The 21,788-nt window shown below is 52.8% G+C and carries 23 protein-coding genes and 2 tRNA genes; 16 read left to right on the forward strand and 9 right to left on the reverse strand.

Annotated elements, in window-relative coordinates:
* Positions 1 to 38: 38 nt before the first annotated feature.
* Both ABJK70_RS04800 and ABJK70_RS04805 read left to right on the forward strand, forming a co-directional pair.
* Positions 39 to 114: transfer RNA gene (locus ABJK70_RS04800), tRNA-His, on the forward strand.
* A gap of 27 nt (positions 115 to 141) precedes the next feature.
* Positions 142 to 217, forward strand: a tRNA-Lys gene (locus ABJK70_RS04805).
* A gap of 340 nt (positions 218 to 557) precedes the next feature.
* Here the strand turns inward: ABJK70_RS04805 and ABJK70_RS04810 are convergent.
* A complete protein-coding gene (locus tag ABJK70_RS04810; RefSeq protein ID WP_347257471.1) occupies positions 558 to 755 on the reverse strand; it encodes a hypothetical protein in 198 nt (65 codons plus the stop codon).
* A 956-nt stretch (positions 756 to 1,711) separates the two neighbouring features.
* On the opposite strand from ABJK70_RS04810, the gene ABJK70_RS04815 reads away from it, so the two are divergent.
* A complete protein-coding gene (locus ABJK70_RS04815) occupies positions 1,712 to 2,128 on the forward strand; it encodes a DUF4383 domain-containing protein (RefSeq protein WP_077729495.1) in 417 nt (138 codons plus the stop codon).
* A gap of 105 nt (positions 2,129 to 2,233) precedes the next feature.
* Here the strand turns inward: ABJK70_RS04815 and ABJK70_RS04820 are convergent, their stop codons facing one another.
* Together ABJK70_RS04820 and ABJK70_RS04825 are read right to left on the reverse strand one after the other, a co-directional pair.
* The gene (locus tag ABJK70_RS04820; protein ID WP_077732576.1) at positions 2,234 to 2,995 is read right to left on the reverse strand and encodes a hypothetical protein; all 762 of its coding nucleotides are present in this window, start codon (positions 2,993 to 2,995) and stop codon (positions 2,234 to 2,236) included.
* Complete coding sequence (locus ABJK70_RS04825; protein WP_077732575.1) at positions 2,988 to 5,414, reverse strand: ATP-binding protein; 2,427 nt, start codon at positions 5,412 to 5,414, stop codon at positions 2,988 to 2,990. Before ABJK70_RS04825 ends, ABJK70_RS04820 begins: the two co-directional genes overlap by 8 nt.
* Positions 5,415 to 5,845: 431 nt before the next feature.
* On the opposite strand from ABJK70_RS04825, the gene rdgC reads away from it, so the two are divergent.
* Together rdgC and ABJK70_RS04835 are read left to right on the forward strand one after the other, a co-directional pair.
* Positions 5,846 to 6,772, forward strand: coding sequence for a recombination-associated protein RdgC (gene rdgC, locus ABJK70_RS04830; protein WP_086134771.1), 927 nt, complete (start codon positions 5,846 to 5,848; stop codon positions 6,770 to 6,772).
* Between the two features lie 10 nt (positions 6,773 to 6,782).
* On the forward strand, positions 6,783 to 7,784 hold the full coding sequence (locus ABJK70_RS04835; protein WP_347257472.1) for a L,D-transpeptidase family protein: 1,002 nt from the start codon (positions 6,783 to 6,785) through the stop codon (positions 7,782 to 7,784).
* Here ABJK70_RS04835 and ABJK70_RS04840 read toward each other — a convergent pair.
* Together ABJK70_RS04840 and mutY are read right to left on the reverse strand one after the other, a co-directional pair.
* Positions 7,763 to 8,035: an oxidative damage protection protein gene (locus ABJK70_RS04840; RefSeq protein WP_077732573.1), complete on the reverse strand. Its 273-nt coding sequence runs from the start codon at positions 8,033 to 8,035 to the stop codon at positions 7,763 to 7,765. The two genes, ABJK70_RS04835 and ABJK70_RS04840, sit on opposite strands and share 22 nt — an antisense overlap.
* A gap of 88 nt (positions 8,036 to 8,123) precedes the next feature.
* Positions 8,124 to 9,173: an A/G-specific adenine glycosylase gene (gene mutY, locus ABJK70_RS04845; RefSeq protein ID WP_077732572.1), complete on the reverse strand. Its 1,050-nt coding sequence runs from the start codon at positions 9,171 to 9,173 to the stop codon at positions 8,124 to 8,126.
* Positions 9,174 to 9,370: 197 nt separating this feature from the next.
* On the opposite strand from mutY, the gene ABJK70_RS04850 reads away from it, so the two are divergent.
* From ABJK70_RS04850 to ABJK70_RS04875, 6 genes are read left to right on the forward strand one after another with little or no spacing between them, the layout of a single operon-like run.
* Positions 9,371 to 9,496 carry a lipoprotein gene (locus ABJK70_RS04850; RefSeq protein WP_086134769.1) on the forward strand — a complete coding sequence of 42 codons (126 nt, stop codon included), beginning with the start codon at positions 9,371 to 9,373 and terminating at the stop codon, positions 9,494 to 9,496.
* The gene (gene lysA / locus ABJK70_RS04855; RefSeq protein WP_077732570.1) at positions 9,496 to 10,743 is read left to right on the forward strand and encodes a diaminopimelate decarboxylase; all 1,248 of its coding nucleotides are present in this window, start codon (positions 9,496 to 9,498) and stop codon (positions 10,741 to 10,743) included. The genes ABJK70_RS04850 and lysA overlap by 1 nt, the downstream gene beginning before the upstream one ends.
* Complete coding sequence (gene dapF, locus ABJK70_RS04860) at positions 10,743 to 11,573, forward strand: diaminopimelate epimerase (protein ID WP_077732569.1); 831 nt, start codon at positions 10,743 to 10,745, stop codon at positions 11,571 to 11,573. Before lysA ends, dapF begins: the two co-directional genes overlap by 1 nt.
* On the forward strand, positions 11,570 to 12,283 hold the full coding sequence (locus tag ABJK70_RS04865) for a DUF484 family protein (RefSeq protein ID WP_077732568.1): 714 nt from the start codon (positions 11,570 to 11,572) through the stop codon (positions 12,281 to 12,283). The genes dapF and ABJK70_RS04865 overlap by 4 nt, the downstream gene beginning before the upstream one ends.
* A 5-nt stretch (positions 12,284 to 12,288) precedes the next feature.
* Positions 12,289 to 13,212 carry a tyrosine recombinase XerC gene (gene xerC, locus ABJK70_RS04870; protein WP_347257473.1) on the forward strand — a complete coding sequence of 308 codons (924 nt, stop codon included), beginning with the start codon at positions 12,289 to 12,291 and terminating at the stop codon, positions 13,210 to 13,212.
* Between the two features lie 56 nt (positions 13,213 to 13,268).
* On the forward strand, positions 13,269 to 14,300 hold the full coding sequence (locus ABJK70_RS04875) for a DUF2333 family protein (protein WP_077732566.1): 1,032 nt from the start codon (positions 13,269 to 13,271) through the stop codon (positions 14,298 to 14,300).
* A 138-nt stretch (positions 14,301 to 14,438) separates the two neighbouring features.
* Here ABJK70_RS04875 and rsgA read toward each other — a convergent pair whose 3' ends face one another.
* The gene (gene rsgA, locus ABJK70_RS04880) at positions 14,439 to 15,386 is read right to left on the reverse strand and encodes a ribosome small subunit-dependent GTPase A (RefSeq protein WP_077732565.1); all 948 of its coding nucleotides are present in this window, start codon (positions 15,384 to 15,386) and stop codon (positions 14,439 to 14,441) included.
* 8 nt (positions 15,387 to 15,394) lie between these two features.
* Complete coding sequence (locus tag ABJK70_RS04885) at positions 15,395 to 16,639, reverse strand: M48 family metallopeptidase (RefSeq protein WP_077732564.1); 1,245 nt, start codon at positions 16,637 to 16,639, stop codon at positions 15,395 to 15,397.
* A gap of 172 nt (positions 16,640 to 16,811) precedes the next feature.
* On the opposite strand from ABJK70_RS04885, the gene orn reads away from it, so the two are divergent.
* Positions 16,812 to 17,357: an oligoribonuclease gene (orn, locus tag ABJK70_RS04890; protein WP_086134764.1), complete on the forward strand. Its 546-nt coding sequence runs from the start codon at positions 16,812 to 16,814 to the stop codon at positions 17,355 to 17,357.
* 52 nt (positions 17,358 to 17,409) lie between these two features.
* Here the strand turns inward: orn and ABJK70_RS04895 are convergent, their stop codons facing one another.
* Positions 17,410 to 18,183 carry a response regulator gene (locus tag ABJK70_RS04895; RefSeq protein WP_077732562.1) on the reverse strand — a complete coding sequence of 258 codons (774 nt, stop codon included), beginning with the start codon at positions 18,181 to 18,183 and terminating at the stop codon, positions 17,410 to 17,412.
* A 161-nt stretch (positions 18,184 to 18,344) separates the two neighbouring features.
* Positions 18,345 to 18,638: a zinc ribbon domain-containing protein gene (locus tag ABJK70_RS04900; protein ID WP_077732561.1), complete on the reverse strand. Its 294-nt coding sequence runs from the start codon at positions 18,636 to 18,638 to the stop codon at positions 18,345 to 18,347.
* A 417-nt stretch (positions 18,639 to 19,055) separates the two neighbouring features.
* Between ABJK70_RS04900 and ABJK70_RS04905 the strand changes: the two genes are divergently transcribed.
* From ABJK70_RS04905 to ABJK70_RS04920, 4 genes are all read left to right on the forward strand, one after another.
* Positions 19,056 to 19,379 carry a hypothetical protein gene (locus ABJK70_RS04905; RefSeq protein WP_077732560.1) on the forward strand — a complete coding sequence of 108 codons (324 nt, stop codon included), beginning with the start codon at positions 19,056 to 19,058 and terminating at the stop codon, positions 19,377 to 19,379.
* A gap of 30 nt (positions 19,380 to 19,409) precedes the next feature.
* Positions 19,410 to 20,255, forward strand: coding sequence for a DUF692 domain-containing protein (locus ABJK70_RS04910; RefSeq protein WP_077732559.1), 846 nt, complete (start codon positions 19,410 to 19,412; stop codon positions 20,253 to 20,255).
* Positions 20,248 to 21,012: a putative DNA-binding domain-containing protein gene (locus ABJK70_RS04915; RefSeq protein ID WP_347257474.1), complete on the forward strand. Its 765-nt coding sequence runs from the start codon at positions 20,248 to 20,250 to the stop codon at positions 21,010 to 21,012. The genes ABJK70_RS04910 and ABJK70_RS04915 overlap by 8 nt, the downstream gene beginning before the upstream one ends.
* 325 nt (positions 21,013 to 21,337) lie before the next feature.
* A complete protein-coding gene (locus ABJK70_RS04920) occupies positions 21,338 to 21,664 on the forward strand; it encodes a hypothetical protein (RefSeq protein ID WP_347257475.1) in 327 nt (108 codons plus the stop codon).
* Positions 21,665 to 21,788 lie beyond the last annotated feature (124 nt).

A 21,788-nucleotide genomic window follows, 5' to 3' on the forward strand; every position in this document is an offset into this window, starting at 1 on the left:
TCCTGCCAAGCGCGCCATCTATTTGTAATTTTCCGACGGTGGCCGTAGCTCAGTTGGTAGAGCCCCGGATTGTGATTCCGGTTGTCGTGGGTTCGAGCCCCATCGGTCACCCCACTTCTAGCTCGTCAAGCACTCCATATCGGGCCATTAGCTCAGCTGGTAGAGCAGCGGACTCTTAATCCGTTTGTCGTAGGTTCGATCCCTACATGGCCCACCAATTAAAACAAAGGCTTGCAGAAATGCAGGCCTTTTTGTTTTTGGGTTTTCAAAAAATTCCCAAAACTCATCTCTTGTCGGAATTTAACCGGGCCTCATTTTTGAAACCTCTCCGCCGTGTCCTACCGGTAATTTGGAGCATCTCCAGCTTTAGGAGCAAGGTTTTCCTGATCTATCCCAATCCATGCATTGTTCGAAATTGCCGAGAGTCACATTCGAATTTCGATAGTACGAACTGTTGTAGGCATGCTGAATCTCCGCTAATCTCACGCTGTTAAGGTAACGGAGTTTATAGCTATGGCCCTCATGAAATGTCCCGCGTGCGACTCGGAGATTCCCGATCAAGCCAATGCTTGTCCACATTGCGGGCGGTCTTTAAGAGCAGCTCCAATACGCAGCTTGAGCGGAAAATTGCAGGCGATCGGCACCATTCTGGTCGCAGTCAGCATTCTTGCGATGATGGCCGGTACCTGGTGGGGAGCCGCGTTGCTGTTTCCTGGCGCGGCTTTTTTCATAATCGGTCGGGTGTTGTAGTCCATTCCTTTTCGACGCTCCCTTGACACACGATCGCTACGCGTCAGCCTCCATGAATAGGCGTCCAGGAACCGGTGAGTGGTCGTGAATTTTCTCAGTGGTCGGTCGAGAGCGGCATGAGAGTAATCGCTCCGAGCCATAAGCTGAGGAGCCTAAGCTCTCCAATTTACGCACACGCTTAGCTACCGCTCTCGTACGGTGATGATGACAAATTGCGCTTGACGAGCGGCATGCTCCGGAAATGCGGGCTCCGATGGTGTAATTTCAGTCGGACTATCTAAAACCCAAAACCCATCATTCAACACCTGCTTCTTCGGCCATAGCCTGACAGGCGTCAGCACAGCTTCGGCAAGTTTGCGCGCATGCCTGCATTTGGGGGTCATTCTCGAATTGCTCACAACTGTCCCCGCACTGTTCGCATGTTTCTGCGCAGACTTCGCAGGTTAACGTGTGAAGCTCTGAACCGCGGAGCATGAAGTTCGCACTGGTTTGGCAAATTTCGGCACAATCCAGGAGGAGTCGAATATGATCGGCTTCCGCATGCGGCCCTCCTTTTTCCAGACAGTGGGTTACCGTTTCCAGGCATATAGAATGGCAATCCAGACACTGCTCGATACATGCTTGCATGGAGCCAGTTGAAGATGCTTCTTGAGTCAGCATATCGGCACCTCTCAAACTTCGAGTTAACGGTGTAGTTCAAAATAGGATGCTGCCATGAGATTCACTTTTGAATAGGTAAGAGTACGCAAGCTGCCGTCTCGGTCTTCAAATGGTCAAAAGACACGCCTTAAAGCCTGAACTAGCGATTTTTCGAAGGCTCTAATTGACAACATAAGCTTTTCTCGGACTAGCAGTGCGAAATGAAAAATACCGCGCTGCCGCCTTTCAGAGAGGCAATATTTTATGTCCGAGGATAAGTAAGGTAGCGAGTGTTTTATCCTGATATTGAAGGAGATGTGTCATGGTTCAGACTTTCGCGAAAGTGTTTGGCATTGTGTACCTGATAATCGGTATTCTTGGCTTTATCCCGGGCCTTGTACAGCCGATAGTAGGAGGTCCTCCATTGGCTATAGAAGCTGGCTACGGCAGATTGTTTGGCCTCTTTCCGGTTAATCTGATTCACAACTTGGTACATATCGGCGTTGGAGTCTGGGGTATTCTTGCCGCCCGGAGTATTCCTAGGGCCGTGACCTTCGCGCGAGCCAATGCGATCCTCTTCGGTGTGTTATTCCTGTTGGGGATTATTCCGGCAACGAACACACTGTTCGGGTTGGCTCCAATATACGGTATCGACGCCTGGTTGCACCTATTGAGCGCAGCGGTAGCCGCGTATTTTGGATTTGCCGGTGCAGCACGGGTACATGCTTGGCATACGTGAAGCTTGGATAGTGAATCGTAACGGGCAATCACTGAACGAGCGGTCGCGAAATGGAATCGCGACCGCTCGTAATTTGCATCTTTATACTACCGGCATAGCCGCGATTCAAACCAGGACGACGGGGCAAGCGACGATCTCCGAAATGGCTTTGCTGAAATCGCCGTTTTGACGTTTGACTACCAACAAGCGGCAGCCAGTGCGCTGCATCGAACGCAGTAAATTTGGAGCATCAAGCGGGCGGACGGAAACAAACTGCGCGGCTGCGCTTTGAACACAGCTTTCCAACGCCAACCTTTTTAATGCCTCGGATTCGGCCTCAGTTTCGGCCGGAAGGGCAACATTAAGTCGGCTTGATTCGAGCTCGGCCAACTCGACAGACATCCGTAAGGCGCGCTTAGCTTCCATAGATCCGTCGAATACAACCCAGATAGGGAATGTAGAGATCTTCTTCTTAACGCCCCTTTTATACGGCTCGGTTCTCTTGGGAAGGAAAACGACGTCAACCTGCTCGATCTGTGACATGACGGCGGAAACGAGATGTCCGCGCACTGTCCGGAAACTTACGTCAATTCGCAGGCTTTGATTCAGCCGGTACAACGTTTGCTGAATTTGTTCGGTGCTGGAGCGCAGGGTGCGCATCAGGCGTGGCAAATCGACTTTACGCTCGGCCGCGCAGATGCGATCAATCTCTATCGCGAACGGAAGCTCGGCCAAATTGATTAAGTTCGTCTCTTCCACATAAACTGCAATCAACTGCGCCTGCTTTCGTGCGGCGAGATGCGCCGCCAATTCGAGAATACCGATATCATGGCGCAGCACGTTCAAAGCAACCACGACTCGTTCGGAGATGGGAGCGTCTTCAGCCATAGCTTTGATTCTCTCCGGCTCTTTCCTGACTCCTGAACTCCTTCTGGATATCGATCCACTCCCTGAGGCGTTGTTCGATACGCCCGTTAATGCTATCTGGCGGGAATGCGCCTGTCACGTCACGTTCGCCGGCCGGCTTATCCATGAGCAGCTCTAAAGCCTGATCTACCGTGTCCACCGCGTAGACGTGAAATTTGCCCGATTCCGCGGCTTTGACTACATCCTGCCGCAGCATGAGGTGTTTGACGTTGGCACGGGGAATGATCACTCCCTGTTTTCCGCTTAGGCCAATCGAGGCGCAAATGTCAAAAAAGCCTTCGATCTTTTCGTTGACCCCGCCAATAGGTTGAACTTGTCCATTTTGATTGACCGAACCGGTTACCGCCAGCGACTGGCGAATCGGTAAATCGGCCAGTGACGATAAAATCGCACTGAGTTCCGCCAAGGACGCACTGTCGCCCTCGACCTGGCCGTAGGATTGTTCGAAGACGAGGCTGGCGGTCACTGAAAACGGCCGGGTCTTAGCATAACGATGTGCTAGGAAACCGGACAAAATCATCACACCTTTGCTGTGAATGGCGCCGCCCAGTTCGCTTTCCCGCTCGATGTCAAGAATTTTGCCGCTGCCCAACCGAGTGGTGGCGGTAATGCGGGACGGCTGGCCGAATGAAAAATCACCCAAGCTGATTACGGACAAGCCGTTGACCTGGCCAACCACCGCGCCTTCAGTGTCGATGAAAATCGTTCCGCGTCGAATGTTTTCATAAACTCGCTCGCGGAGCCGGTCAGCCCTACGGATCTGGTGATCGATGGCGGCCTGCACGTCGTCCCGAGTGATGATCGCGCGCTGTACCTGTGCCGCCCAGTGGTCGGCTTCCTTGAGAAGATCGTCCAGGCTGCGCAAATGGGTGGATAATTTCTCCGAATCTTCCACCAAGCGAGCCGCATGTTCCACTACCCGGATTACCGCTTCCTTGTCCAGCGGGCGCAACTGGTTTCTCCGCGCCAGGCTGGCGATAAGCCGAGCGTATAGTGCATTGCCGTCGGCATCTCGATCGATCGTTTCTTCGAAATCCGCCGAAACTTTGAAAAGCTCGCGAAATTCAGGATCGTAAACATTGAGCAAATAATAAAGAACGCGATCCCCGATCAAAATGATCTTGATATCCAGCGGAATCGGTTCCGGCTCCAGGCTCGAGGTACTGATTACGCTTAGCGCACGCTCCAAAGATTCGATACGGATTTCGCGCGACTGAAGAATGCGTTTCAGGCTGTCCCAAGCGAACGGCTGCATCAGCACTTTGCGAGCGTCCAGGATCAAATAGCCGCCGTTGGCGATATGCAAGGCGCCTGGTTTGATCATTGTGAAATCGGTGACCAGAGCGCCCATGTAGGCTTGGTATTCAACCCGTCCCACCAGATTGTTGTGACTCGGCAAGCTCTCGAAGACGACTGGGGCATATTTGCACTCGCTATTGTCGACCAATAGGTTCACCTTATAGCGCAGAAAAGGGCTTGGCCGCGGCGCATGCCCGATCAACGTCGCTATGCCACCTTCCTGCTTCGGGAAAAAATCTTCCGCGTGATCGATGATTTCCCGTTGAGCTTCATTCAGATACTGAACGACTCCGGGAATGGCTTCGTAACGGGCTTTCAAATCGTCCATCAAATGGTTGACGGCAAACTCGGCAATTTCTCGATTCAGCGTTTTCAGCTTTTCCTTTGCTTCCTTGCGCCACACCGGAAATTGCTTCAACAGCTTTTGCAACTGCTGACGCAAATCCGTTACCGCCTCCTGAATCTGTTCCTGCTGATGCTCCGAAAGCTTTTGAAATTGCTCGGGTCCGAGCACTTCGCCTTTTTCGTCCACCGGAGCAAACGCAAATCCGGTAGGCGTTTCGATTAAAGCGATGCCGTGCTGCAAAGATTTTCGGCGTAACTCATTTAGAGCATTGATCTCGCGCTCCTTCGCTTCCTCCTCGATTTCTTCTGCGCGACCGCGGTATTCTTCACCCTCGAACGTCGCCGGAATGACGGTACTGAGTTCCTCGATGACTTGCTCCATGTCCCGGGCGAAGCGGCGCCCCTGACCGGCCGGCAATCTCAAGGCCTTGGGCTTCGAAGCTTCGCCGAAGTTGTTGACGTAGCACCAGTCGTCGGGTACCGGCCGGTTTTCAGCTTCGCGGCCGACGATTTCCTTAACCGCCGCCAGCTTCCCGGATCCGCTCGGACCTAGAGCGAAAATGTTGTAGCCCTTCTGGACGATGGAAATGCCGAACTGAATTGCATCCAGCGCTCGCTCTTGGCCTATCACGACACCGATATCGGCCAACTCGTCGGTGGTGGAGAAGTCGAATTCCTGTGGATCGCACGCTTTGTAGAGAACGCTCGCTGGAAGAGACTGTCGGTAGTAGCCCATAGAATTACTCAACTCTTCAAAAGGATGGTCGAAAAAATAGTCGGATATTTCAATAAGGCCGGCAATCACTCATGGCTCAGCATGAATCCGAGATGATTTAAATGCCGATTTTTCCAACTGATTCCGGAAAGCTAGAATTCTCGAACAAAGATCAGCATGGAACTCACAAAATAGTTAGGACTGGATGGCGTCAATTAATTCCCGAATTTGACAAGCCGATTCCGAGGACATTTTCATCAATCATAATGTGGTGCGACGAATGATAATGAAGATTCTGACATCCAATGACAGGCCTGATCTTCCGCTCTACATGTAGCGAATATACTTTAGGTCGAGTTTTCAGACTGATTTAAATGGCGATTAAACGGTATTGATGACAAAAAACGCGCCAATCGCCATAATTCGCCCCTTTTGGTTGCCGCTTCCGAATTATGTGGTTTAAGAACTTATCTTTATTACGTTTTACAGAACCTTTCGATCTTGACGTCGCAGAGTTCGAGCAAAAGCTCGATCAACGCCGCTTTCGTCCTTGCGGGAGTCTAGAGCCCGTCAGTTACGGCTGGTGCGCACCGCTCGGCAAGGATACTTTTCCCCTGGTCCACGTCACCAACGGATTTGCGATGGTGTGTGTTCAAAAGGAGGAAAAAATCGTTCCTGCCTCGGTAGTTAACGAAATCCTCTCGGAGCGGGTAGCCGAAGTCGAAGACCGGCAAGGCCGGCCGATGCGACGGAAAGAGCGGGACGCGCTACGCGATGAGGTGATGCAGGATTTACTGCCTCGCGCCTTTAGCCACAGCCGGCGCACCTATGCCTACATTGACCCGAAGGGCGGCTGGCTTGTTGCAGATAGCGCCAGCGCTAAGAAAACCGAGGAAATTGCTTCGCTGCTGCGTCAGTGTCTTGGTTCTTTGCCAGTGGTTCCTCCTGCGACCCGTGAGCGGCCCAGTGCTATCATGACCCACTGGGTTATGGATGCCGACTTGCCGTCGGATATCACTCTGGAAAGCGAATGCGAGTTGCGATCTCCGGAAGAAGACGGCGGTATCGTGCGCTGCCGCCGCCACGATCTGAGCGCACCGGAGATTCAAAATCACATTGAGGCCGGTAAAGAGGTCATCAAATTGGCTATCACTTGGAATGACCGTCTAAGCTTTGTTCTCGACGAGGCGTTTGGCATCAAGAAACTCCGTTTTCTGGACCTGGTACAGGAAGAGGCGGCGGATATCGAAACGTCCGATCCGGTAGAACGCTTCGACGCGGATTTTGCAATCATGAGCCTCGAGTTAGCGACATTCTTGCCACGCTTCATCGAGCTCTTTGGCGGCGAAAACCTTCAAACGAAACAACCTGTGGTGTAGGAAAAACGCAATGTTGCTGAAAACAATCGAATTGGCGCGCATCAAGAGACGGGGGGCGGCCTGGCTAGCGATCGCGCTCATGCTTGCTGCCCCGCTCAATTCTACAGCGGAGGTGTTCGCACTTCCGACGGACGGTAGCGATCTAATCGGCGAGATTCGATATACGAAGGCGAAGCATGAAGATACGCTCATCGATATTGCGCGGGAGTTCAGCGTCGGTCAGGACGAAATCGTCATGGCCAATCCGACCGTCGACCGCTGGTTGCCTGGTGACGGTAAGGATGTATTGATCCCACGCCAATTTATCCTTCCCGATGCGCCACGTTCCGGCGTTGTCATCAATATTCCGGAAATGCGCCTTTACTACTATCCGGCTCAGCGGAAAGCGAAAGCGACACAAGTCGTTAGCTATCCGGTGAGCATCGGCCGAATGGATTGGCGCACTCCCTTGGGCGCCACCAAAATTGCGCAGAAAGTAAAGGACCCGGTTTGGGTACCTCCGGAAACCATCAAGCAAGAACACGCCCGGGACGGGGATATTTTACCGGACGTGGTCCCAGCGGGACCTCTGAATCCGCTCGGCCGCTTCGCCATGCGGCTTGGCGTTCCGGGCTACCTTATCCACGGCACCGGCACTGACAAGGCCTACGGCATCGGAATGCGAGTCACTCACGGATGCATTCGAATGTATCCAGAAGATATCGAGCGGCTTTTTCCGCTCGTCAATGTCGGTACCCCGGTCCATCTGGTCAACCAGCCGGTCAAGCTGGGCTGGTCGGCAGGGATTTTATATATGGAAGTCCATCAGCCGTTGGACGAAGACCGCATGACTTACGAACAGTTGCTCGACTCGGCTATGGATTTGATTGAGAAGAAAACGAAGGGTCGCGAGATCATTCTCGATGGCGCAGCGCTAAAGCAAGCGCTGCAGCAGCCAACTGGTATTCCGGTCGCTATCTCCAAACCGTCTGAGCCGATTCCGGAGCCGATTCAGACTTTGGGCGGCACGTAGCCTTCAGGCATCTGAGCTCCGCCGCCGAATAGAAATTTCTCGCGCTCCTTCGCCAGGAATCGTCGTGCTTCGGGCTCGAATGGTGTGAGCCGGTGCTCATTGATCAGCATGGTCTGGAGTTTGAGCCAATCCTGCCATGCCTGAGCGGAGATATGGTCGAAAATCCGCTGCCCTTCTACTCCAGGGAAGGGCGGTTTCTCCAAGCCTTCGGCCTCGACTCCCAAACGTGCACATTTAACTCGTCGCGTCATCAGTTACCTCGTAATGATCAGCACTATAGAAACCCAATTCGACTCGTTCCGCGCCATCCGCGCCCATTGAATTCGCTTGAATTCGCAGCTATCGATCCTGGCCGGCAATCTCGTTTACCAGTTTCAGTACCGGCGCCGGGAGCCCGATCGTTTTATCCGGTGTAAGCCATCGATAGAGCGATGGTTCGCTGATTCCGTAGTACTCGGAATGTGTGCGAGCCACCAGCGGAACAAAATCAAGGTGATAATGGGAAAAAGTATGCCGGCGCTGCGGGAGGCGCTCAAGCTCAAAACAATCGATATGCTGTTTCGTGCACCAAGCATATACATCCTCTTCGCTATCGAACTCCGGCAAGCTCCAAAGACCTCCCCAAATGCCGGTATTCGGGCGCTTTTCCAGGTAAAGCTCGCCACAGGCGTTTCTTAACACCAACATAAAACATTGTCGGACAGGTAGGGTCTGTTTTGGTTTCGGCGCTGGGATGGCGTCGACTCGCCCCGACTGAAGTGCCACGCAGTTCGCGCTGATCGGACAGGCGGAACAAACCGGTTTCCGCTTGGTGCATACGGTTGCTCCCAGATCCATCATGGCTTGGTTGTAGTCGGCGATACGGAGCGAAGGCGTCAATTCTTCGCTGAGTTGCCATAATCTCGCGAGAATCCGGGTGTCTCCAGGCCAGCCTTCGATACCCTGATATCGGCATAAAACCCGTTTGACGTTGCCATCCAGGATGGGTGCACGAATACCCGATCCGAGACTCAGGATCGCTCCAGCCGTAGAGCGTCCGATGCCGGGCAGAGCGCTCAATTCCTCGAGAGTGACGGGCAACTGTGCGTCGTGCTGTTCCACGATTATCCGCGCCGCCCGGTGTAGGTTACGAGCGCGCGCATAGTAGCCGAGCCCGGCCCAAAGTGCGATAACCTCGTCCAAGGATGCCTGGGCGAGCGCGTCGACAACAGGAAAATGGCCTACAAAACGCTCGAAGTACGGGATGACCGTTACGACTTGGGTCTGTTGGAGCATGATTTCCGAGATCCAAACCCGATAAGGTGTTCGGTCGACTTGCCAGGGCAGTTGCTTGCGCCCGTATCGATCGAACCAGGCAAGTACGGTCGCCCGGAATAGTTCATTTTGCATACGCGTGTAAGACGAGTGATTGAACGGCTGGTTTCAAATTTCAGGCGTCCGCAGATTTTTCCGGAACGGACGCTTGAAGCTTCGGTCAGTCTTCCTTTGCATAAACGATATAAGGCGGTCCGTGCATTGGGCCGCCCCCATTTTTCCATTAGAATAAGCAAGATTATTGTCGACAAGACGCAGCAAACCGAAAAATCATGTCTCTTTCGTTTCGAACACTCCTCCCGCTGATTTTTTTCAGTCTCGTCCTCTCCGCTTGCGGCCAGAAAGGACCACTTTACCTACCCAGCGAAGATCCTGCTTCGAAAGAAGAACAGCGCTGATGGATTATTTCAATTATCACGACGGTACGTTGTACGCCGAGGATGTGTCCCTGCCTGCCATCGCAGAGCGTTACGGGACCCCCTGCTACGTCTATTCGCGTGCCACGATCGAACGCCACTGGCGGGCTTTCGACGACGCTTTCGCCGGTGAGCCACATTTGGTCTGCTATGCGGTGAAAGCCAATTCCAATCTGGCGGTGCTGAACGTCTTAGCGCGCCTGGGCTCGGGTTTCGATATCGTATCCGTCGGCGAATTGGAGCGGGTACTGGCGGCGGGCGGCGAGCCGGCGAAGATCGTTTTTTCCGGAGTGGGCAAGCGCGAAGATGAACTACGCCGCGCTCTGGAAGTCGGTATCCGTTGCTTCAACGTTGAAGTTCCGGGCGAACTGGATCGGTTAAATCGAATCGCCGGAGAACTCGGTGTAAAAGCTCCGATCTCGCTGCGCGTGAATCCGGACGTGGACGCTCTTACGCATCCGTACATTTCTACCGGGCTTCGGGAAAACAAATTCGGCATCGACGTCAGCGAAGCACTGCATCAATATCGGCGTGCAGCCGATATGCCGCATCTCGAAATTACCGGCATCGACTGCCACATTGGTTCTCAGCTGACGTCTGTCAGGCCCTTCCTCGATGCTCTCGATCGAGTTCTGGCGCTTGTCGATACCTTGAAAGAGCAGGGGATCAACCTCCATCACTTGGATTTAGGGGGAGGTCTAGGCATACGCTACCGCGATGAGCAGCCGCCCGAGCCTCGCGAATACGCGTCTGCGCTGTTGGGACGGCTCGCGCAAACGGATTACGAGATTCTCATCGAACCCGGCCGCGCGATTATCGGCAATGCCGGCGTTTTGCTGACCCGCGTGGAATACCTGAAATCCAATCAGGAGAAAAACTTCGCCATCGTCGATGCCGCTATGAATGACCTCATTAGACCAGCGCTCTACGATTCGTGGCAGGAAGTCGTGCCGGTCCGAACGGCAAGCAGCGTGGACAAAAAACGCTACGATATCGTCGGACCCGTTTGCGAAACCGGCGATTTTCTCGGCAAAGAGCGCGAGCTTTCGATCGCCGAGGGCGATCTGCTGGCAGTCCGTTCCGCAGGCGCGTACGGATTCAGCATGAGTTCAAATTACAATTCCCGCCCCCGGCCCGCCGAAGTCATGGTGGATGGAGGCCGGACTCACCTGATCCGAGAGCGGGAGACCACCGCGCAACTTTTTCAGGGCGAGCACGTAGTAGACTGATGGCACTGAAATTCACCAAAATGCATGGGCTAGGCAACGACTTCGTTGTTATCGATGGCGTGCGGCAGAGCGTTTCATTGACGCCGGAAAAGGTCCGTCATATTGCAGACCGACACTTTGGAATCGGCTGCGATCAGGTGTTGGTCGTTGAAGCCCCGATCAATTCAAACGCCGATTTTCGCTATCGAATCTTCAATGCGGATGGCTCCGAAGTAGCGCAATGCGGAAACGGTGCCCGCTGCTTTGCACAATTCGTTCACGATCACGGCATGTGCGACAAAAGCGAAATCGTAGTCGATACGGACGCCGGTCAATTGTGCTTGCTCCTTCGAGATAATGGACTCGTGACCGTTAACATGGGAGTTCCCAGGCATGCTCCTGCCGAAATCCCGCTGGACATTCCGGATGAGGCCGTTCTTTATGAGGTGGTGGTGGGTGGGAACCCGCGGCCGTTCGGCGCTGTATCGATGGGCAATCCGCACGCCGTGCTCAAGGTCGGTGATGTAGATCGTGCGCCGGTCGAAACCGTAGGACCGCTATTGGAAAACCATCCGATTTTTCCGCAACGCGCAAACATCGGCTTTGTCCAGATCATCAACCGACATCACATTAGGCTCCGAGTTTTTGAGCGCGGTTCCGGAGAAACCTTGGCTTGCGGCAGTGGAGCTTGCGCCGCAACAGTTGTTGGCATAGAGCAGGGAGATTTGAGCAGTCCGGTGCAAGTTGATCTCCCTGGCGGGTCCCTTAATATAACTTGGGAAGGACGGGGGAGGCCGGTGTTCATGACTGGACCGGCCGTTCGCGTGTTCGAGGGCGAAATCGAATTATGAGCTTGATTACTCCAAAGGCGCCAAAGCGTCATAAAGAAACGACTATCTCCGCTGACGAAGTGGAGGCCTATTTGCGCCAACATCCCGATTTTTTTTACGATCAATTGGATTTGCTGGAAATGCTGAAGGTGCCGCATCCCTGCGGGGAGGCAGTTTCCCTGGTGGCGCGCCAAATTTCGCTATTGCGGGACAGCAATCGGCAACTTCAATCACAGTTGAACGATATCTTGCAAATCGCCCGCGATAACGATGCCTTGCATCAGCGGATTCATCAATTGACGCTGACGTTACTCGATGCTGCGACTCTAGACGACACTTTAGGCAGTCTGACGTGGTGCCTGCACGAGTATTTTCAAGCCGACTTCGTCACGGTAAAAATTGTGCAGCCATCCATCGAAAGCCCAATCGCCGGCCTTTACGTGCCCTCCGACGACGTTGGGCTAGTTCTTTTCGCATCGGTCTTGGAGACTGGAAAACCCTACTGCGGAAAGCCGGACCCGGTTCATGCCAAATACATGTTCGGCAACAACGCCTCCGGCGTGCTCTCATACGCACTGATACCCCTGCAACATGCAGGACTTAAGGGATTGCTCGCTATCGGCAGCCGTGACGCAAGCCGATTCCAAACCGGTATGGGACTACATTTTCTCGGGCAGTTGGGGGAGGTCGTTTCCGCCCGACTGGCATCTTTGCTTAGCGAAGCGACGTAATCTTGATGCAAATAGACGCGGAACAGCAGGTTACCGATTTTCTCGATGTTCTGCGATTTCAGCAGCGGGTATCCCCACATACTTTGGCCAATTATTCACGCGACCTAGGGCAGCTAAAGCGATACTGCGACGTTCATGGCATACCGTGCTGGGACGCTTTAATCCCTCGGCATGTTCGGGACCATATCGCTTCCCGTCATATCGAGGGGCTGAGCAGCCGGAGCCTTCAACGAGAACTGTCGGCGATCCGCAGCTTCCTCAATTTTTTGGTGAAACGACGCCAAGTTCCGGACAACGTCGCACGCGGAATACGTCCTCCGAAATCGCCACGGAAACTGCCGGCGCTATTGGATGCCGATCAAATGACGGGGCTCTTGGAAGGTGAGCAAGATGACGAACTGGAGATTCGCGATGTGGCCATGTGGGAGCTTTTCTACTCCTCGGGCCTACGATTGAGCGAACTGGTTTCGCTCGAAATTCAAGATCTGGATTTGAACGCTGGATCCATGCTGGTTAGGCACGGTAAGGGACAGAAGTCTCGCATCCTACCGGTCGGTCAATGCGCTTGCCAAGCCATCGAGCGCTGGCTGGTCTTGCGATCTCGCTACGCGCACGCCGGAGAGAAGGCGTTGTTCGTCAGCAAGAGAGGGAACCGAATCGCCGGTCGAACGGTTCAGTTGCGCCTTGAACGCTGGCAACGCAAGCTGGGCTTGCCTGAACACGTGCATCCGCACATGCTCAGACATTCGTTCGCGAGCCACATACTGGAGTCCAGCGGAGACTTGCGGGCCGTGCAGGAATTACTTGGACATGCCAATCTCAGTACCACGCAGATATACACCCATCTCGATTTTCAGCATTTGGCGGCCGTATACGATCAGTCACATCCTCGTGCGAAAAGGCGGCGTCCGGGTTCTTCTGTGACTTAAGCAGAACCTTTACGCTATAATGGTTTGATTCGGGGAACCGCTAAAGGGCTTTATTCATGTCAGTGCCAGAACAAACCGAAAGTCGGCCGGAATCACTCGGTTCGCGAATTAAGGGAGTATTCACCCCCAAAACGACGACCGAAAAAGGGCTCATTTGGGTAATCGGTGCGTTAGCGGTTGTGGTCGTGCTGATTTTCGTCGCCGTTTCATGGTACTGGAGTAAAGAACCCAGTAAGTTCGACGTACTCGAAATAGCCGCAAGGCACGGGAATGTCAAGAATCCAAAAGAATTGCCTCTCGGATACACGTATGCCTCCGCTCTTGTGCAAATCGGGGACACGTTGCTAAGGAAACCGGGCGGTCTTTTGGTTAACGACGTCTTTCCACCCGGGGTTTTGTTGGACAACATTCCTTCCTGGGAGTACGGCGCTCTTACGGCGTTGCGCGACGCGACCACGGCACTCCGTAACCATATCGCACGGGCTCAAACCCAGTCACGAGAAGATCCGGATCTGGCAAGAGCCGAGCCTTTTTTCTATTTCGATCACAAATCGTGGCAGCTGCCTTCATCCGAGTCGGAATACGAAAAAGGAATCGAGGCGCTTGAAAGTTACCGCTTGCGTTTGATGAAACGTGACGCGAACTTTTATTCCCGTGCCGACAATCTGCGCCAATATTTAGAGGTGTTGGAAAAACGGTTGGGTAGCCTTTCCAATCGTTTAAGTGCCAGTGCGGGCGACACCAGGCAAGTCAGTGCCGATGAGCGTCGTACCGTCGTCACCAGGACGCCTTGGCTGATTATCGACGACGTTTTCTTCGAAGCACGCGGCTATACTTGGGCGGCGATGCATATTCTCAAAGCCATCGAGTTCGATTTCAGGGACATTCTCGGCAATAAAACCGCTTCGGTGACGCTGCAGCAAATTACTCATGAACTCGAGGATGGCCAAGCCACATATTTGAGCCCGGTCATTCTAAACGGTGGCGGTTTTGGCTTATTCGCCAATTATTCACTCACTTTGGCTAACTACATTGCTAGAGCCAACGCCGCGACTATCGACTTGCGCAGTCTCCTCCAGCAAGGATAATTGTCGTTTTGGACTCGGTCACGCTTCCACGCGGCACAGTAAAGGCCTTGCGGCTAATCGATCGACGATACCCCTCAAAAAATGCCTGAACATCCGAACGCGTAAGAGCCCCAAGTTACAGGCAGTTTTCGACTTCCGCTATGGTCTTTGCGATGGCGGAAGCTTTTCAATGAGCTTTAGATAGCGCTCATAGCGAGCATAGGGCAGGGCGCCGGTCTCCGCTGCTTCCCGCACGGCGCAGCCTTTATCATTGATATGCCTGCAATCGTTGAACCGGCAACGGGGTATCCACGGACGAAACTCCCGAAAGCCCGATGCCAGGTCACGAATGCTCATTTCAGCCAGACCGAAGACCGAGACTCCCGGACTATCGATGAGGTCTCCCCCATCTGGAAGATGGTAAAGGGTTGCCGTGGTCGTCGTGTGCCGACCCAAACTCGTCTTTTCCGAAAGCGTTCGTGTCTGGAGTTGCTTATCCGGTAATAGCGCATTCGTGAGCGATGATTTGCCTACGCCCGATTGTCCGACCAGCATGCTGCATTGTCCGATAAGCTCTTTTCGCAACTCGGAGAGCCTTTCGCCGGTCCTGACGCTGACTAGAAAGGAGTCATAGCCGATTCCGTGATAATCAGCCAATAAGCCTTCCCCCACCGCCTGGCTCGGGAGTAGGTCGACTTTATTGAAGATAATTGCTGCGCGGAGATCTCGGCGCTCGCAAGCGGCCAGATATTGATCGACCAATAACCAATCGGGTTCCGGTTCGGCGGCAACGACCACGAAAACCCGATCGAGATTGGCGGCCACCGGACGTATGGTTTCGTTATGGCCAGGGCGGGTCAGTACGTTTCGGCGGGGTAGAATTTCCACAACCCGCCCTAGATTCCCTTCGCTCGGCTCCCACAACACACGATCTCCCACTGTGGCGAAGCCCAGGCGCCTCCGGGTGTGGCAAAGGATTATGTCACCCGGTGATCCTTCGACGGCCAAGCCTTGGCCTAGGTGAGCGATCACGAGCCCCTCACGGAACGGAGAGCCCGGAGCAGCAGATTTTGACGTAACGGTTCTGCTATTCCGCCCTCTATTCATCTGCAGTCTTATGAAGACTTGGCCGACAAGTTAGCGATACGAATCGACGCGGGGGGATGGCTGTAATGGAAGGCAGAATACAAGGGGTCCGGCGTCAAGGTACTGGCGTTGTCGCGATAGAGCTTGACGAGGGCATTGATGAGATAGATCGGCCTGGTGTAATAAGCCGCGAAGTCGTCTGCTTCGAACTCATGGCGTCGTTGAAAATAAGCGATGATCGGTTGCAAAAACGTGGCGAATACCGGTGCGATCAGCATAAATAGAAGAAGCGCAAGAGCATTCGATTGGCTGCTTACCCCAAGGCCACTGTAAAACCAGTCCTGTCCACTTAGCCACCCCAGCAGGGCGAAGCCGGTAAGTGTAATCAGCGCGCTCGCAACAAGCATTTTCAATACGTGCTTACGCCGAAAATGGCCTAACTCGTGAGCCAATACCGCCTCCAACTCATCATGATTTAGAGAATTGATCAGGGTGTCGAAGAAAACGATACGCTTGCTGTCTCCAATTCCAGTGAAATAGGCGTTTCCATGCCCGGACCGACGTGAGCCGTCCATTACAAAGATACCCTTGCTTTGAAAGCCGCACCGGTCCAGCAAAGTTTCGATGCGCTTTTTCAGCGTCTCATCTTCGAGCGGCGTGAACTTGTTAAACAAAGGTGCGATGAAAGTAGGAAAGGCCCAACTCATCAGAATGGAAAACCCCATCACGATCGACCACGCCAAGAGCCACCAATAATTTCCCACGCTCTGCATAATCCACAGTATCAAAGCGAGCAAAGGTCCGCCGATAGCCAAACTTAACCCGGTTTGGAGCAATAGATCGGTGATGAACTGTTTGGGCGTATTGCGGTTAAAGCCGTAGCGCTCCTCGATCACGAAAGTTTGATAGAGGCTTATGGGCAGCTCGAACAGGTTGATCAAAAGCATCGTTGAGAGAATCACGGCGATCCCCGTAACGAGGGGGGACAACTCGAAGCCTGCCCAAAATCGATTCACGACGTCGATGCCGCCACCGAGTGTAAACAGCAACAAGATCACCAAGCCGACTATTCGATCGACGTTTGCCAAGCGCGCTTTATCTATCGTGTAATCTGCCGCTTTCCGATGCGCCTCTAGCGAGATGGTGTCTTTGAACGCGTCGGGAACCGCATCCCTATGAGTGCGGACGTAAGCCAACTGCCGATGCGACAGCCACCACTCGATAGCAAAGGCAAGGGCGAGCGTCACGAGAAATAGGACAGTGAACATGTTCATCGGATTAGGGGCTTGGTTTCTCTATATCGGCTTTACAGCTTAGCCTTTGGTAAAATCCCTGACAAGATTTCTCGGTTAATGACTCCCTTAGCTCGCCGTTTTCATGCGAAGCTTAGAGCATAACTGCGATGAGCCCCATCATCATCATTCCCTCCATAATAAAGGAACGTTCATGGCGCAAGATTCACAAAACCTCATCTGGGTAGACTTGGAGATGACCGGCCTCGACACTCAAACTGACCATATTATCGAGATTGCGACGGTGGTGACCGACAAAGATTTGAATGTTTTGGCTGAGGGGCCGGTATTGGCGATTTTTCAAAGCGATGGAGCGCTTGCTCGCATGGACGATTGGAACAAGAAACACCATGGGGAATCCGGATTAATCGATCGGGTCCGGGAGAGCCGCACGGCCGAATCGGATGCCGAAAAGCTTACGCTCTCATTTCTGCAACAGTGGGTACCCGCCGGAGCATCGCCGATGTGCGGCAACAGTATCTGTCAGGACCGGCGGTTCCTCGCACGATGGATGCCGGAATTGGAAGCTTATTTCCATTATCGTAATCTCGATGTATCGACTCTGAAGGAGTTGGCGGGGCGCTGGGCACCACATCTCAAAGAAGGATTTAGAAAAAAGAATTCGCATCGGGCTCTCGACGATATTTTGGAATCGATTGCAGAACTCCAATACTACCGGAAATACCTCTTTAAGCTTTGAGGCATATTCCCCGCCGTTGGATTTACAAATGCTTGTGCCGAGAAAAATCTCTTCACGAATTATTCAATGCACCTACGAGACCCATTTTCTTTGAGAGAAACGCTCCGATCTCGCATTCCATTGCCCGGAGATACTCGCGAAGGGTGTCACGCGACGGTGATGCCACCAGAGCGGTTTCTAATTCGCTAGCTGCCTTTCTGATGCCAAACAAACCACAGAAGCTCGCTGATCCGTTGATCTTGTGGGTAATTTCTCTGGCTTGGCGGTAATTATCATCACAGAGTGCTTTTTCCACGTCGGCTAGCTGTTCAGGCAGTTCTTGAGCCAGTCTAAGCATGAGCTTTTCGGCTAGTGCCCGGTTACCACCGGTTTTTTCGATGATCGCATCGAGATAAAGATCATACGAATCGGCAGAGGGTAGGGTGGTGCGAGGTGATGGGCCTGCACTGACGCCCAGCCAGGTGTCGATGACTCTCAAAAGCTGGTCTTCCAAGATGGGTTTGATCAGACAGTCGCAAAATCCAGCTTCGAGAATCTCCTTTCGCTGTTGAGGAAGCGCATGGGCGGTAACTGCGATTATCGGCGTATTTCGATTAAAAAACTCAGCGTCCATCCGAATGGCTTGTATTACGTCGAAGCCACTTACTCCCGGCATGCGCAGATCGAGAAAAATCAAGTCGAAATAGTGTGTCCGGATTTTCTCGACTGCCTTGATGCCGCTGCCTGCTTCGATGACATGCGCGCCCAAATCGGAAAGCTGCGTTGTCAGGAGAATGCGGTTGATCTCATTATCATCGACAACCAGGAAGTTCTTTTGGCGGAACACCCCAAGGCCCTTCGCGTAGATTTATGACAGGATAATCAAAGCAGGGTTCAAGAATAAGTTAGCCGGTCGAATGAGTTCTGGCAGACGGATCGAAAATCGATGTATTGAATTAAAAGCGCCGAGATAATCTGGCGAAATTATTTTCGCGGCTTACCGAACACCTACAAACCGAGAATGATCGCGACCATAAGGAGGGTCATGAAAACGCCTATAGTCGTGAGAATCGCCCCTTGAACCTTCTTCGCCTCATCCATCAGGCCCATTATCCCAAAGACGAGGCCAACCGGAGGCACAAACAAGGTGGCAACAATCAAACCGCTCATCATCAAGAGATTCCAAGGCTCGCCTGCCACGGTTTTGCCTTCGACGTCTCCGACGCTGTCGACCGGATGGCCACACCCCGTACAAACCACTGCTTTGTCTTTAATCTCTTTTCCGCAATGTTGACAATACATACATGCCCCAGAACTTGTCTTTATGTCTACCTGTCAGAAAGCGCCTTTAACTTCTTTAAGGCGTCTGCTTTATCGAGAATTATGGAATCGAGAGAATAGCTCAATGCTCAGTTGCTGACCATATCATTCCGGCCACAGTTCCCTTTATTACTTCGAGATTTTCATCAGCAACTGAGAAACGTGATGGCCAATTGGCACCGTCAGCTTAGGAAAAAGGCGGCGGTTCAGGGCTGATAGAGTGCACAATTTTCGCTTATTGTGTGAGAATAACGGACTTAACAAAGTCTGACACGGAGATATCGTCCCGGCACGTGCCGTCCTGGAGAATGACCTGCCGCTTTGTTGAATCCTGATGTCTAACAGTTTGGCGCGCGTGGCGCTCGACAATTCGAAATCGATTGAGAGGAATAAGAGGCAATGAGCAAAAGAGTATTAAAAACCGTAATGGGAGCCGCTGTCGTAACATCCTTGTCCGCTGTCGCTAATGCGTCCGAAAACCCATTTGGAATTAAAGACTTGGATAGTGGCTATCTGCAGGTGGCAGAGGCCGGCAAGGAGCAAAAAGAAATGGTATGCGGCGAGGGGAAATGCGGCGGGCAAATGATGAAATCCCAGGAAATGAATTGCGGCGCCATGAAAAAACAAAGCCAGGAGCAGGAGAAAAAAGCAATGGAAGGCAAATGTGCAGGTATGAAAACGGATCAAGCGCAGCCTCCCAGCACGGAAACGAAACCACAATAAGCGACTTCGTGTTGCCACCCTCCGGGGAACATGAAGAATTTCGCCATCCAAGGCGCCGGGCTCGGTCTTAGGCGGGCCTTCATTGGCCCGCTTACCGAGCATCCGCCGGAATCGGTCGATTTTTACGAAATCGCACCGGAAAATTGGATGAGAATAGGGGGGAAGCTCGGAAAACAGCTACGAACCTTAACCGAGCGGTTTCCCTTCGTCTGTCACGGATTATCCCTGTCGCTGGGTGGTCCTGCGCCGCTTGACGAAGAATTTCTCACCGAGCTCAAGACTTTCCTCGACCGGCATCATATTCGCCTGTACAGCGAACATCTGAGTTACTGTGGAGATGACGGCCATCTGTACGACCTCATGCCGATTCCATTTACGGAAGAAGCGGTCAAATACACAGCTGAGCGCATCATCAGAACTCAAGAGATTCTCGAGCGGCGGATAGCGATCGAAAACATTTCCTATTACGCCGCACCGGGCAAAGAACTCGAAGAAATCGATTTCCTCAACGCGGTGCTTGAAGAAGCTGACTGCGACCTGCTGCTCGACATCAATAATATTTATGTCAACAGCGTTAACCACGGCTACGATGCGGAAGCGTTTTTGAGCGCGATACCGGCGCATCGTATCGCCTATGCCCATGTAGCGGGGCACTACGTCGAGGCGGTTGATTTTCTGGTCGACACCCATGGCGCGACGGTTATAGATCCGGTTTGGCGATTGCTGAGCATGGCTTATGAGAAATTCGGCGTGTTTCCGACTCTTTTAGAGCGGGATTTCAACATTCCTCCTTTATCCGAACTTCTCTCTGAAGTTCAACGGATTCGAGCGCTTCAGACGGCTGCATCGTCGCAACCTGTTCGGCGTTATGGCTAAAGAGATCGCTCCATTCCAACAGATACAATATGCGTTTGCCGCATATATTCGTGAACCACATCAAAATCCACCTCCGTGCGGACCCGCGCCGGAACGGATGAAGGTTTACCGAGAACTGTTCTTCAACAACATCGAGAACTTTCTAGCAACCGGTTTTCCGGTGCTTAAGAGTATCTTGAGCAAGACTGATTGGCTTGCTTTAGTTCAGGCGTTCTATGCAAGGCATCGAAGTAAAACGCCGTACTTTGCCAAAATAGCCGAAGAATTTCTGGATTATCTCCAGAATGAATACATAAGCCGCCCTAGCGATCCGCCATATTTGTTGGAACTCGCGCATTACGAGTGGACCGAGTTGGCTTTAGTCATCGCTGAAGGCGAGGTGCCACAAGGAAATATCGACTCGGCTGATGACCCGCTGGAGCAAACGTTTTACCTGTCGGAACTTGCCTGGCCCTTGGTTTACCAATTTCCCGTACACAAAATCGGCCCGGGGCAGCAGCCGAGCGAACCTCCGGACCAGCCCACTTGTCTTGCCGTGTATCGCGACCGTGCCGATAAGGTGAAATTCTTGGAAATTAGCCCCGTAACGTGCCGGCTCCTGCAGATTCTTCAACAAGAAGAAGAGATGCGGGGGATCGATTGCCTCTTCAAGTTGGCAGCGGAAATCGGGCATCCAGATCCTCAAGCTTTAGCCTGCCATGGCGCTGAGATCCTGCGATCGCTTTCGGAGCGCGGCGTCATCGGGATTTGCCGATAACGAACGCCCACTCGATTTGCGGGGGAGTTCCGCGCTTCGAGCATCCAAGCTGTCCCTCTCACTAAAAAACGTTTTAACCGGCGCCTCCTCCGCTCCCGATCGGATTTTTCCTGGCATTGGAGTTTCTCCGATTTTCTTGCTGTCACAACAAGGCTTCACGCTCCGAGTTCTACTGCTCGGGCTGGATATCGGCGCATTTCGTCTCTTCCTGTCCGATGTCGCAACTGCGGTAAACGATAGGTGTTACGTAATGAAAAATATTTGAAATTAGTCGTTACGTAACTATAATAGAACTGCCTTCGCTAAATACCGTTAGTAACGAGAAATGAAAGACCAGACTGATAAGCAGCCCGTTAAAAGTGCCCCCTTGCAACGTCGACGGGGGCGTCCTGCAACTGGTCAAGCAAAAACCAATGCGCAGCGACAGGCGGAATGGCGAGCCAAGAGGCAGGCCGAATTACAGGCGTTACGTGACGAAAAAGGGAAGGGGGCTGATGGGTATGAAGTTGAGCGGATGAACGCCGAGCTTGAATCGGTGCAGCGGGAACTGATCCAGGTTCAAAGCGAGTTGGCGGATGTAATTAAGCTGTTGAATGATGCGCGACTTGAGATTTCCAACCTGAAGTCGAATCGTTACGTAACTGAAAATTAACGGCCGATCGTTGGTTATGACGAACTTCCGTTGGCGACCAAGAATTTACTCCATGACGGGATCGATTGGCGCGCTTGGTCAGTTTCCTCTGTCGGCTCAGTTTATTCCGTATGAATCTGGTGGT

This window comes from Methylocaldum sp., assembly GCF_039794385.1.
In the GTDB taxonomy this organism is placed as follows: Bacteria; Pseudomonadota; Gammaproteobacteria; order Methylococcales; family Methylococcaceae; genus Methylocaldum.

Excerpts from the sequence above, each read along its gene's own strand:
- ABJK70_RS04810 (WP_347257471.1), bottom strand. The coding sequence starts at position 755 with ATGGACTACAACACCCGACCGATTATGAAAAAAGCCGCGCCAGGAAAC.
- ABJK70_RS04815 (WP_077729495.1), top strand. The coding sequence starts at position 1,712 with ATGGTTCAGACTTTCGCGAAAGTGTTTGGCATTGTGTACCTGATAATC.
- ABJK70_RS04820 (WP_077732576.1), bottom strand. The coding sequence starts at position 2,995 with ATGGCTGAAGACGCTCCCATCTCCGAACGAGTCGTGGTTGCTTTGAAC.
- ABJK70_RS04825 (WP_077732575.1), bottom strand. The coding sequence starts at position 5,414 with ATGGGCTACTACCGACAGTCTCTTCCAGCGAGCGTTCTCTACAAAGCG.
- rdgC (WP_086134771.1), top strand. The coding sequence starts at position 5,846 with ATGTGGTTTAAGAACTTATCTTTATTACGTTTTACAGAACCTTTCGAT.
- ABJK70_RS04835 (WP_347257472.1), top strand. The coding sequence starts at position 6,783 with ATGTTGCTGAAAACAATCGAATTGGCGCGCATCAAGAGACGGGGGGCG.
- ABJK70_RS04840 (WP_077732573.1), bottom strand. The coding sequence starts at position 8,035 with ATGACGCGACGAGTTAAATGTGCACGTTTGGGAGTCGAGGCCGAAGGC.
- mutY (WP_077732572.1), bottom strand. The coding sequence starts at position 9,173 with ATGCAAAATGAACTATTCCGGGCGACCGTACTTGCCTGGTTCGATCGA.
- ABJK70_RS04850 (WP_086134769.1), top strand. The coding sequence starts at position 9,371 with ATGTCTCTTTCGTTTCGAACACTCCTCCCGCTGATTTTTTTCAGTCTC.
- lysA (WP_077732570.1), top strand. The coding sequence starts at position 9,496 with ATGGATTATTTCAATTATCACGACGGTACGTTGTACGCCGAGGATGTG.
- dapF (WP_077732569.1), top strand. The coding sequence starts at position 10,743 with ATGGCACTGAAATTCACCAAAATGCATGGGCTAGGCAACGACTTCGTT.
- ABJK70_RS04865 (WP_077732568.1), top strand. The coding sequence starts at position 11,570 with ATGAGCTTGATTACTCCAAAGGCGCCAAAGCGTCATAAAGAAACGACT.
- xerC (WP_347257473.1), top strand. The coding sequence starts at position 12,289 with ATGCAAATAGACGCGGAACAGCAGGTTACCGATTTTCTCGATGTTCTG.
- ABJK70_RS04875 (WP_077732566.1), top strand. The coding sequence starts at position 13,269 with ATGTCAGTGCCAGAACAAACCGAAAGTCGGCCGGAATCACTCGGTTCG.
- rsgA (WP_077732565.1), bottom strand. The coding sequence starts at position 15,386 with ATGAATAGAGGGCGGAATAGCAGAACCGTTACGTCAAAATCTGCTGCT.
- ABJK70_RS04885 (WP_077732564.1), bottom strand. The coding sequence starts at position 16,639 with ATGAACATGTTCACTGTCCTATTTCTCGTGACGCTCGCCCTTGCCTTT.
- orn (WP_086134764.1), top strand. The coding sequence starts at position 16,812 with ATGGCGCAAGATTCACAAAACCTCATCTGGGTAGACTTGGAGATGACC.
- ABJK70_RS04900 (WP_077732561.1), bottom strand. The coding sequence starts at position 18,638 with ATGTATTGTCAACATTGCGGAAAAGAGATTAAAGACAAAGCAGTGGTT.
- ABJK70_RS04905 (WP_077732560.1), top strand. The coding sequence starts at position 19,056 with ATGAGCAAAAGAGTATTAAAAACCGTAATGGGAGCCGCTGTCGTAACA.
- ABJK70_RS04910 (WP_077732559.1), top strand. The coding sequence starts at position 19,410 with ATGAAGAATTTCGCCATCCAAGGCGCCGGGCTCGGTCTTAGGCGGGCC.
- ABJK70_RS04915 (WP_347257474.1), top strand. The coding sequence starts at position 20,248 with ATGGCTAAAGAGATCGCTCCATTCCAACAGATACAATATGCGTTTGCC.
- ABJK70_RS04920 (WP_347257475.1), top strand. The coding sequence starts at position 21,338 with ATGAAAGACCAGACTGATAAGCAGCCCGTTAAAAGTGCCCCCTTGCAA.